At 49.3% G+C, this 10,575-nt stretch carries 8 protein-coding genes, 2 tRNA genes and 2 other RNA genes; 4 read left to right on the top strand and 8 right to left on the bottom strand.

Translation table 11 applies throughout. The annotated features are described in order from the left end of the window. The 6 genes from CJP72_RS18720 to CJP72_RS18695 all read right to left on the bottom strand — a co-directional run. Window positions 1-124: non-coding RNA, RtT sRNA (locus CJP72_RS18720), on the bottom strand; the annotation flags it as partial. A gap of 46 nt (window positions 125-170) precedes the next feature. Then, a tRNA-Tyr gene (locus CJP72_RS18715) sits at window positions 171-255 on the bottom strand. A gap of 37 nt (window positions 256-292) precedes the next feature. Next, window positions 293-377, bottom strand: a tRNA-Tyr gene (locus CJP72_RS18710). A 29-nt stretch (window positions 378-406) separates the two neighbouring features. Further along, window positions 407-551, bottom strand: a non-coding RNA gene (locus CJP72_RS18705) — RtT sRNA. A gap of 167 nt (window positions 552-718) precedes the next feature. After that, on the bottom strand, window positions 719-1,561 hold the full coding sequence (gene purU / locus CJP72_RS18700; protein ID WP_162382838.1) for a formyltetrahydrofolate deformylase: 843 nt from the start codon (window positions 1,559-1,561) through the stop codon (window positions 719-721). 53 nt (window positions 1,562-1,614) lie between these two features. Next, a complete protein-coding gene (locus CJP72_RS18695) occupies window positions 1,615-2,070 on the bottom strand; it encodes a YchJ family protein (RefSeq protein ID WP_162382839.1) in 456 nt (151 codons plus the stop codon). Window positions 2,071-2,183: 113 nt separating this feature from the next. Between CJP72_RS18695 and rssA the strand changes: the two genes are divergently transcribed. The 3 genes from rssA (at window position 2,184) to galU (ending at window position 5,303) form a co-directional block, all read left to right on the top strand. Continuing rightward, complete coding sequence (gene rssA, locus CJP72_RS18690; RefSeq protein WP_162382837.1) at window positions 2,184-3,089, top strand: patatin-like phospholipase RssA; 906 nt, start codon at window positions 2,184-2,186, stop codon at window positions 3,087-3,089. Window positions 3,090-3,179: 90 nt separating this feature from the next. Next, window positions 3,180-4,193, top strand: coding sequence for a two-component system response regulator RssB (rssB, locus tag CJP72_RS18685; protein ID WP_162382836.1), 1,014 nt, complete (start codon window positions 3,180-3,182; stop codon window positions 4,191-4,193). Window positions 4,194-4,394: 201 nt separating this feature from the next. Next, window positions 4,395-5,303 (top strand): UTP--glucose-1-phosphate uridylyltransferase GalU, encoded by a 909-nt coding sequence (galU, locus tag CJP72_RS18680; RefSeq protein ID WP_162382835.1) that lies wholly within the window; start codon window positions 4,395-4,397, stop codon window positions 5,301-5,303. Between the two features lie 134 nt (window positions 5,304-5,437). On the opposite strand, the gene hns is transcribed toward galU, so the two are convergent. After that, complete coding sequence (gene hns / locus CJP72_RS18675; RefSeq protein ID WP_162382834.1) at window positions 5,438-5,851, bottom strand: histone-like nucleoid-structuring protein H-NS; 414 nt, start codon at window positions 5,849-5,851, stop codon at window positions 5,438-5,440. A gap of 885 nt (window positions 5,852-6,736) precedes the next feature. Between hns and tdk the strand changes: the two genes are divergently transcribed. Continuing rightward, window positions 6,737-7,354: a thymidine kinase gene (tdk, locus tag CJP72_RS18670; protein WP_162382833.1), complete on the top strand. Its 618-nt coding sequence runs from the start codon at window positions 6,737-6,739 to the stop codon at window positions 7,352-7,354. 416 nt (window positions 7,355-7,770) lie between these two features. Here tdk and adhE read toward each other — a convergent pair whose 3' ends face one another. Continuing rightward, window positions 7,771-10,449: a bifunctional acetaldehyde-CoA/alcohol dehydrogenase gene (gene adhE, locus CJP72_RS18665; protein WP_162382832.1), complete on the bottom strand. Its 2,679-nt coding sequence runs from the start codon at window positions 10,447-10,449 to the stop codon at window positions 7,771-7,773. Between the last annotated feature and the right edge of the window lie 126 nt (window positions 10,450-10,575).

Below are 10,575 nucleotides of genomic sequence, written 5' to 3'. Positions count from 1 at the left end.
GGGGGAAGGATGACTCGGCGCGTTGCGCCTCGCCCTTCGGGTCGTTGCCTGCGGCAACGCTTTCTCGCTGCGCTCGAATCGAACCTTAGTCGAAGATTCTCGTCCTTCCCGCATGGGTAGAATATGAAATTCAAAAATTTGTTGGGGACCAGGAGGCTTTCAGGAAGTAATGGTGGTGGGGGAAGGATTCGAACCTTCGAAGTCGATGACGGCAGATTTACAGTCTGCTCCCTTTGGCCGCTCGGGAACCCCACCAGGGGTATGAATTTTTTTGAGAACTTACCAGAATGAATGGTGGTGGGGGAAGGATTCGAACCTTCGAAGTCGATGACGGCAGATTTACAGTCTGCTCCCTTTGGCCGCTCGGGAACCCCACCACAGGGTAAATTCAATGTGCTGCATGCATTCAATAGTCAGGAAGGATTATTCGGAGCTAAAGCTCCTCACCCTTCGGGCCGTTGCCTACGGCAACGTTCTCTCACTATCGCTCGAGTCGAACCTTGAAGTCGATGACGGCAGATTTGCAGTCAGCTCCCTTATGATCGCTCGGGAACCCCACCACGGGGTAATGCTATTTACTGGCCTGCTTCCTTGCGGTAAGCGGGGCGCATCATATCAAATGACGCGCCACTGTAAAGCATTCCGTTGATAAAAATAAACCAATCGCCTGATTTTTACGCGCCAAGGCGTAAAGGTAACCAATTAATATATTTATCGATTAAAGAATGATCGTCCGGTTGCCGTAAACAAACACGCGCTGAGCCAGCACCTGATACAGCGCACGGCTTAATACGTTCTTCTCTACGTCGCGTCCGGCACGCATCATATCTTCTGCTGTATAGGTGTGATCGACATGAATCACGTCCTGCATGATGATGGGACCTTCATCCAGGTTGTCATTGACATAATGCGCGGTTGCGCCAATGATTTTGACGCCACGCTCATAGGCCTGGTGATAAGGACGCGCGCCAATAAACGCGGGTAAGAACGAATGGTGAATGTTGATGATCTTATTCGGGAAACGTGAAACAAACTCGGGGGTCAAAACGCGCATATACTTCGCCAGCACCACATAGTCAGGTTGGTGCGCATCAATGGCATCTGCCATCTTCTGATCGTGTTCCTCGCGAGTTAATCCCTCATGGCTCACCAGCTCAAACGGGATCTCAAAACGTTCCACCAACGAGCGCAGCGTTTCGTGGTTGCCAATGACGGCGGCGATCTCAACATCCAGTCCACCATAGTTGGCTTTCATTAATAGATCGCCCAGACAATGAGCCTCTTTGGTGACCAGAATCACAACGCGGCGACGTCCGGCCAGGTTCAGTTCGCGAACGGAACCTTCTGGCAAGGCGCTATCCAAATCGGCGAGCAGCGTGGAGTCATTAAAAATACCTTCCAGTTCGGTGCGCATAAAAAATCGACCGGTGCGGTGGTCAACAAATTCATTGTTTTGCACGATGTTTAATTCGTGCTTGTAGCAAATGTTGGTGATCCGCGCGATGAGACCCTTCTGGTCAGGGCAGATAGTACGCAAAACTTTTCGTTGTAGTGAATGCATTGCCGGGAAAATCCTGTTGAGAGTGTTTGCTGTTTCGTTGCTGTCAGATGTGTTTAACCACAGCACTTTTTGAATTTTTTACCTGACCCGCAAGGGCAGGGATCATTTCGGCCAAACTGAGGACGTGTACCATCAATATAATACCATTGACCGTTTTCTTTTAAGAAACGAGAACGCTCAATGATGGCGCCTGATTTACCTTGTTCGGAAAAACGGGCCACAAAACTGACATAACCTGTATTTTCGGTTTCTGACCAGGACTGTTCGAAAACGGTCAGACCCAGCCACTCTGTGTGGGCAAATCCAGCGGTGATATCGTCGCGAAACGCGGCTGCGCCACAGGAGGGATGCCAGGTTCTGATTAAATAATCTGCGTCTTTCATCACAAAAGCGCAGTAGCGAGAACGCATGAGTTGTGACGGATCGAGTGCAACTTGCTCACCAGACACAACAGGGCGGCAACATAGGCTATACTCGACATCGCTGCCGCAGGGACAAAGCTGAGACACAATCATCTCCCTGGAATAAAAAAATACGGCGTACAAACGCCTGGGTAGCACTATGTTAACTGAGCCGTGGCGATGTTGCCACGTCTTGAAGCCATGGGAAGTCGTTCGTGACAATGAGAAAAATTAAAATAGGGCTGGCGCTGGGTTCCGGCGCAGCACGAGGGTGGTCCCATATCGGTGTTATCAAAGCGCTAAAGCACATGGGCATTGATGTCGATATCGTTGCGGGATGCTCCATTGGGTCGCTTGTTGGCGCCGCTTATGCCTGTAATAAATTGACCGCGCTTGAGCAGTGGGTCTGCTCATTCAGCTACTGGGATGTGCTACGCCTGATGGATCTTTCCTGGGGCAGAGGCGGACTTTTGCGTGGTGAACGTGTATTCAATCAATACCGCGAGATCATGCCTGCCGACGATTTCGAACACTGTTCGCGCCGTTTTGGCACGGTTGCAACCAATCTCAGCACCGGCCGGGAGTTGTGGTTTACTGAGGGCGATTTGCACCTGGCTGTGCGTGCCTCCTGCAGTATGCCTGGCCTGATGTCTCCGGTGGCCCATAATGGTTACTGGCTGGTGGATGGCGCGGTGGTTAACCCTGTTCCTGTTTCTCTGACTCGCGCGATGGGGGCTGACATTGTTATTGCCGTCGACCTTCAGCACGATGCGCATCTCATGCAGCAAGACCTTCTCTCTTTTAATGTCAGCAATGACGATGATGACAGCGAGGATACGCTTTCCTGGCATGCTCGTTTGAAAGAGCGCCTGAGCAACATGACCTCCCGACGCGTCGAAAGCGCGCCAACGGCCATGGAGATCATGACAACCTCTATTCAGGTGCTGGAAAACAGACTTAAACGCAACCGAATGGCTGGCGACCCGCCGGATATTTTGATCCAGCCGTTTTGCCCGCAGATCTCCACACTGGACTTTCACCGTGCCAGTGCCGCCATTGCGGCAGGGCAGCTGGCAGTCGAGAAAAAGATGGACGAGCTTTTACCCTTGGTGCGTACCGACGTTTGACACACCTTTTACGAACACTTAAGCAAAATCTGACAGGCACGAGTCGCAATAGCATGCCACTATTGATTAAAGCCAGTCAGGGGAGAGAACATGACGCAGCCATTGGTCGGAAAACAGATTCTTATTGTTGAAGACGAGCCTGTTTTTCGCTCGCTTCTCGATTCCTGGTTTTCCTCATTGGGAGCGACGACAGCAGTAGCCGCAGACGGTCTGGATGCACTGGATTTACTCGGTGTATTCACCCCTGACCTGATGATTTGCGACATCGCCATGCCGAGAATGAATGGGCTCAAACTGGTTGAACATATACGTAATCGTGGCGACCAGACGCCAATTCTGGTTATTTCCGCGACAGAAAATATGGCGGACATTGCTAAAGCGCTGCGCCTTGGCGTTGCGGACGTATTGCTAAAGCCAGTGAAAGATCTTAACCGTCTGAAGCAAGCCGTTTTCGCCTGTCTTTATCCCAATATGTTTAATTCCAGAGTTGAAGAAGAGGAGCGTCTGTTTCGCGACTGGGATGCGCTGGTCGATAATCCACCAGCAGCGGCAAAATTACTGCAAGAACTACAGCCGCCGGTTCAGCAGGTTATTTCTCATTGTCGTGTAAATTATCGCCAACTTGTTGCCGCCGACCAGCCTGGTTTGGTGCTCGATATTGCGCCGTTATCTGACCATGACCTTGCCTTTTATTGTCTTGATGTCACTCGCGCGGGCGATAATGGCGTATTGGCAGCGTTGTTGCTGAGGGCGTTATTTAATGGTCTGTTGCAGGAACAGCTGGCGCATCAGGATCATCGCTTACCCGAATTAGGTACTTTGCTGAAACAAGTGAATCATCTGCTACGGCAAGCCAATTTACCGGGACAGTTTCCGCTATTAGTCGGTTATTACCATTGTGGGCTTAAAAATCTGACACTGGTTTCCGCAGGGCTGAACGCGACGTTAAATACACCCGCACATCAGGTGCAGATCAGCAATGGCGTTCCGTTAGGCACATTAGGTAATACTTATCTAAACCAATTAAGCCAGCGTTGTGAATCCTGGCAGTGTCAAATTTGGGGGGCAGGAGGACGACTTCGCCTTATGTTGTCTGCGGAATGAGCAATCAGGAAGGCGGACTGAAATTGGCGTACCTGCTTTACTCTTCGGGTGCTACTATCAGCGCCAGGTTTTTTCGAATTTATCTTAATTATACGAACGCGCGTCCTTTTCGGCGTTGGGGTTTGTTCCACGACTGATATACTCGGATGCGATACAGATTGATGAACACGTTCAATACATGAACAGTCCAGGAGAATTTAAATGGCTGCCCTTAATACGAAAGTCAGAAAAGCCGTTATCCCGGTTGCGGGTTTAGGAACCAGGATGTTGCCGGCGACGAAAGCCATCCCGAAAGAGATGTTGCCGCTGGTTGATAAGCCATTAATTCAGTATGTCGTAAACGAATGTATTGCCGCTGGTATCACTGAAATTGTGCTGGTGACCCACTCGTCCAAAAATTCAATTGAAAACCATTTCGATACCAGTTTTGAGCTGGAAGCGATGCTGGAAAAACGCGTTAAGCGTCAGTTACTGGAAGAAGTGCAATCTATTTGCCCGCCGCATGTGACTATTATGCAGGTCCGTCAGGGGCTGGCGAAAGGATTGGGTCATGCCGTATTGTGCGCGCATCCGGTTGTTGGCGACGAACCTGTCGCGGTCATTCTGCCGGACGTGATTCTGGATGAATTTGAATCTGATTTGTCCCAGGATAACCTCGCTGAAATGATTCGTCGCTTTGACGAAACCGGTAGCAGCCAGATCATGGTAGAGCCCGTTGCCGACGTTACTGCGTACGGCGTGGTCGATTGCAAGGGCGTAGAATTAGAACCCGGCGAGAGCGTGCCGATGGTCGGTGTTGTTGAAAAACCGAAAGCGGAAGTTGCGCCGTCTAATCTGGCCGTCGTGGGACGTTATGTTTTGAGCGCTGATATTTGGCCACTGCTGGCAAAAACGCCTCCAGGAGCCGGAGATGAAATTCAGCTGACCGATGCGATTGATATGCTGATCGAAAAAGAGACGGTCGAAGCTTACCATATGAAAGGCAAAAGCCATGACTGTGGTAATAAATTAGGCTACATGCAGGCGTTTGTTGAATATGGCATTCGCCATAATACCCTTGGTGCTGAATTTAAAGCATGGCTTGAAGAAGAAATGGGTATTAAGAAGTAAGCCAGATGGTATAAATCCCGACAAAATGGCGCTGATCACTCAGCGCCATTTTTTTTCATCTGTAAGGCGACGACTGGCGAAGTAGCCAAAAAAAATCCCGCCATTGGCGGGATTTTAAGCAAACAGGTTAGGGATTATTCCTGAATCAGGAAATCGTCCAGTTGTTTACCTTGTTCTTCCATTGCTTTTTTGATCACTGCCGGTGTACGACCCTGGCCAGTCCAGGTTTTAGTTTCACCGTTCTCGTCAACGTAGCTATATTTAGCAGGACGAGCAGCACGTTTAGCTTTGGCGCCGGATTTAACTGCAGCCATGCTATTCAGCAGTTCGTTCGGGTCAATACCGTCAGCGATCAGCATTTCGCGATACTGTTGCAGTTTACGGGTACGCTCTTCAACTTCAGCAGCGGCAGCGCTTTCTTCTTCACGGCGCTCGTTAACAACAACTTCTAATTTCTCCAGCATTTCTTCAAGCGTCTCAAGGGTACATTCTCTTGCCTGCGCACGAAGAGTACGGATGTTGTTCAGAATTTTAAGTGCTTCGCTCATTTTTGTAATCTCAAACTTATATTGGGGTGGTTTGTTGAGCTAATAATAGAGCGATAAATTCAGATGTGCAATAGCCAGTAATGTAAGGAATTCAAAATTGCTCTTTATTTACGACAGCTTTTAAATATCTGAACTTAAATTTTTCTTGAAGGGACGCACAAAAAAGAGCTTATTGCCTGCGATGTTACTCCGGGCAGGGTGCTAAACTTCAGCGATTAGAGTCACATTTTATCGTGTCGGAATAGTATCTCATTGCAGTAATTTCAACCTTTTGTATTAGTTTTGCTTACCGAATTCACCTATTACTTTGGGGTAGATATGAGAAACAGTAACAATAAATGCAGGGTTTAGATAATGAAGTGGATGTTAAGTAAAGTTGATGAATGTCTAAAGCACAAATTGCGAAGGTGGCGTATAACCTAAATAATTTGGGTTACAAGAAGTCTGCGAGCTGCGTCAAATTCGCCAGAATGAATCTTAACAATCAGATGCCAGCTCTGATGAGCGACGTTTTGAGACTCATTCTTCCTCAGACGCTGAATTCCGTTAACGCCAGAGGGAGATACTGGCATAGCCGATTTGTGAAGCGAGAAGGGAACCCAAAGGCGGGCATTGTTGACAACCAGGCCGCCTTAAGTATGACGGGTATATCGCTGAGGGTGTTTGTTAGCGCTGATATATACCTCAGTTTATTCACCAGTGGCATGTCAACAACCCGGAAAGTCGCGCGAGAACAATATCTGTACGTGGTAGCAATGAATCAGGGCAGCTATCCGAACAAGACTGTGATGTCAGACGTGTATACAATTCCTGAACCCGACAGGCCCGAAAATTATGATAGAATCCACCGGATTTTTATTTCTCTCAGGTGAGGGCCTGCGGTTAATGGCACAGCTATATTTCTACTATTCGGCAATGAACGCAGGTAAGTCGACTGCATTGCTGCAATCTTCATACAATTACCAGGAAAGAGGGATGCGCACCGTCGTGTATACGGCGGAAATTGATGACCGCTATGGCGCCGGAAAAGTCAGCTCACGTATTGGGCTTTCCTCACCCGCTAAATTGTTTAACCAGAACTCATCATTGTTTGACGAGATTCGTGCGGATAATGCGCAACAGCCAATACATTGTGTACTGGTTGATGAGTGTCAGTTTCTGACCCGCCAGCAGGTCTATGAATTATCAGAAGTCGTTGACCAACTCGATATTCCGGTTTTGTGTTATGGATTACGTACAGATTTTCGTGGCGAGCTGTTCGGTGGGAGTCAATACCTGCTTGCCTGGTCGGACAAACTGGTGGAATTAAAAACCATCTGTTTTTGTGGCCGCAAAGCGAGCATGGTTTTACGCCTTGATCAGTCTGGCAGACCCTATAATGAAGGTGAACAGGTTGTTATTGGCGGTAATGAGCGCTACGTCTCCGTGTGTCGTAAGCATTACAAAGAAGCTCTTGAAGTCGGGTCATTGACCTCTATTCAGGAAAAGCATCGCTACGACTAATACGGGCTTCCTGTACGCGATAAAACAAACAGGGTAGGTTGTTGGCCATCACAAACCACTTCTGCCCTGAAACCTCCTTTCTCGTTGTTCTCTGACGTCCTTCAGAAAAATCCAGCGTATTGCGCGTATTTAACGGCATCTGTCTACATACGTATTGTGTATCTGGCTGGCATTAATTAAAAACGACATAAAAGACCACCTGCATAGCAGGTGGCATTGATAACGCCCCATAGGGGCGTACTAAAAACACTAACAAGAAGCCCCTGCCAGTTCTGTTAGATTTAAATCCAAAGACAATAAGGCAGAGCCAAAACCTGTTGCTGACCACCTCCATAGGAGGTGGTGTTTATGCGGGGGATAAAAAAACGGTCCCTCTGGGACCGTTTTCGGTATTTGCTAATATTTACGTGAGTAAATTAAGCAGATTTTTTCGCTTTTTTGTCAGCCTTTGGTGCTGCAACAACGTCTTTCTTCGCTGCAGTTTCACCTTCGCTGAATTCACGACCGTAGAAGGTATCCATCAGAATCTGTTTCAGTTCAGCGATCAGCGGGTAACGCGGGTTAGCGCCTGTACACTGGTCATCGAACGCATCTTCAGACAGTTTGTCCACATTGGCCAGGAAGTCAGCTTCCTGAACGCCAGCTTCGCGGATTGACTTAGGAATACCCAGTTCCGCTTTCAGGCTTTCCAGCCATGCCAGCAGTTTTTCAATTTTCGCTGCGGTACGGTCGCCTGGCGCACTCAGACCCAGGTGATCGGCGATTTCAGCATAACGACGACGTGCTTGCGGACGGTCGTACTGGCTGAATGCCGTCTGTTTGGTCGGGTTGTCGTTTGCGTTGTAACGAATAACGTTACAGATCAGCAGGGCGTTCGCCAGACCGTGAGGAATGTGGAACTGAGAACCCAGTTTATGCGCCATGGAGTGACATACACCCAGGAAGGCGTTAGCAAACGCGATACCGGCGATAGTCGCTGCACTGTGTACACGCTCACGTGCTACCGGGTTTTTAGACCCTTCATTGTAGGACGCTGGCAGGTTGTCTTTCAGCAGTTTCAGAGCCTGCAGAGCCTGACCGTCAGAGAACTCAGAAGCCAGTACAGAAACATACGCTTCCAGAGCGTGAGTTACTGCATCCAGACCACCGAACGCACACAGAGATTTCGGCATCTCCATCACCAGGTTGGCGTCAACAATCGCCATGTCCGGAGTCAGCGCATAGTCAGCCAGCGGGTATTTTTGACCCGTAGCGTCGTCGGTTACCACCGCAAACGGGGTAACTTCAGAACCGGTACCGGAAGTGGTGGTGACCGCAACCATCTTCGCTTTTACGCCCATTTTCGGGAACTTGTAGATACGTTTACGGATATCCATAAAGCGCAGCGCCAGTTCTTCGAAGTGAGTTTCCGGATGTTCGTACATGACCCACATGATTTTCGCGGCGTCCATCGGGGAACCACCACCCAGCGCGATGATCACGTCTGGTTTGAAGGAGTTCGCCAGCTCTGCGCCTTTACGAACTACGCTCAGCGTCGGGTCAGCTTCAACTTCAAAGAACACTTCAGTTTCAACGCCAGCGGCTTTCAGAACAGAGGTGATCTGGTCAGCGTAACCGTTGTTGAACAGGAAGCGGTCGGTCACGATCAGCGCACGTTTGTGACCATCGGTAATCACTTCATCCAGTGCGATTGGCAGTGAGCCACGACGGAAGTAGATAGATTTCGGAAGTTTGTGCCACAACATGTTTTCAGCTCGCTTAGCAACGGTTTTCTTGTTGATCAGGTGCTTAGGACCAACGTTTTCAGAGATGGAGTTACCACCCCAGGAACCACAACCCAGAGTCAGGGAAGGTGCGAGTTTGAAGTTGTAAAGATCACCGATACCACCCTGAGAAGCTGGGGTGTTGATCAGGATACGCGCAGTTTTCATCATCTGACCGAAGTAGTTGACGCGATCCTGCTGATTGTCCTGATCGGTGTACAGGCAAGAGGTGTGACCGATACCGCCCATGGCGACCAGTTTCTCAGCCTTAAGCACGGCGTCTTCAAAATCTTTAGCGCGATACATCGCAAGCGTAGGAGACAGTTTCTCGTGAGCAAATGGCTCGCTTTCGTCAACCACTTTTACTTCGCCGATCAGAATCTTGGTCGTTTCTGGTACGGTGAAGCCAGCCAGTTCAGCGATTTTGTACGCTGGCTGACCAACAATTGCGGCGTTCAACGCGCCATTTTTCAGGATGATGTCCTGGACGGCTTTCAGCTCTTTGCCCTGCAGCATGTAGCCGCCGTGGGTGGCGAAACGCTCGCGAACAGCATCGTATACGGAGTCAACCACAACGACAGACTGTTCTGAAGCACAGATGACGCCGTTATCGAAGGTTTTGGACATAAGCACGGAAGCTACCGCACGTTTGATATCCGCTGTTTCGTCAATAACAACTGGCGTGTTGCCTGCGCCTACGCCGATAGCCGGTTTACCAGAACTGTAAGCAGCCTTAACCATACCCGGACCACCGGTAGCAAGGATCAGGTTGATGTCCGGGTGGTGCATCAATGCGTTTGACAGTTCTACGGAAGGTTGATCGATCCAGCCGATCAAGTCTTTCGGTGCCCCTGCAGCGATAGCAGCCTGCAGAACGATGTCAGCAGCTTTGTTCGTTGCATCTTTAGCACGCGGGTGCGGAGAGAAGATGATGGCGTTACGGGTCTTCAGGCTGATCAACGACTTGAAGATTGCAGTAGACGTCGGGTTAGTGGTCGGAACGATACCACAGATGATACCAATCGGTTCAGCAATGGTGATAGTCCCGAAGGTGTGGTCTTCATCCAGCACACCACAGGTCTTTTCATCTTTGTAGGCGTTATAGATGTATTCAGAAGCGAAGTGGTTTTTAATCACTTTGTCTTCGATGATACCCATGCCGGATTCGGCAACGGCCATCTTGGCTAGGGGGATTCGAGCATCTGCAGCGGCCAGAGCGGCGGCGCGGAAGATTTTGTCAACCTGTTCTTGAGTGAAACTGGCATATTCACGCTGGGCTTTTTTTACGCGCTCGACGAGTGCGTTAAGTTCAGCGACATTAGTAACAGCCATAATGCTCTCCTGATAATGTTAAACTTTTTTAGTAAATCATCTGCTCGATACGAGAGTATAGACAGATCGACGAAAGTTTGTGTAAAAGTCTGAAAATCAAACGGTTACTTAACGTCCGTTTTGCAC

Source organism: Citrobacter sp. NCU1 (assembly GCF_010231475.1).
Lineage (GTDB): Bacteria > Pseudomonadota > Gammaproteobacteria > Enterobacterales > Enterobacteriaceae > Citrobacter_D.
This window is presented reverse-complemented; position numbering and strand designations above follow the sequence as displayed.

What these genes read in the sequence shown, in the direction of transcription:
- tdk (WP_162382833.1), top strand. Translation starts at nt 6,737, where the DNA reads ATGGCACAGCTATATTTCTACTATTCGGCAATGAACGCAGGTAAGTCG.
- adhE (WP_162382832.1), bottom strand. Translation starts at nt 10,449, where the DNA reads ATGGCTGTTACTAATGTCGCTGAACTTAACGCACTCGTCGAGCGCGTA.
- galU (WP_162382835.1), top strand. Translation starts at nt 4,395, where the DNA reads ATGGCTGCCCTTAATACGAAAGTCAGAAAAGCCGTTATCCCGGTTGCG.
- hns (WP_162382834.1), bottom strand. Translation starts at nt 5,851, where the DNA reads ATGAGCGAAGCACTTAAAATTCTGAACAACATCCGTACTCTTCGTGCG.
- rssA (WP_162382837.1), top strand. Translation starts at nt 2,184, where the DNA reads ATGAGAAAAATTAAAATAGGGCTGGCGCTGGGTTCCGGCGCAGCACGA.
- purU (WP_162382838.1), bottom strand. Translation starts at nt 1,561, where the DNA reads ATGCATTCACTACAACGAAAAGTTTTGCGTACTATCTGCCCTGACCAG.
- rssB (WP_162382836.1), top strand. Translation starts at nt 3,180, where the DNA reads ATGACGCAGCCATTGGTCGGAAAACAGATTCTTATTGTTGAAGACGAG.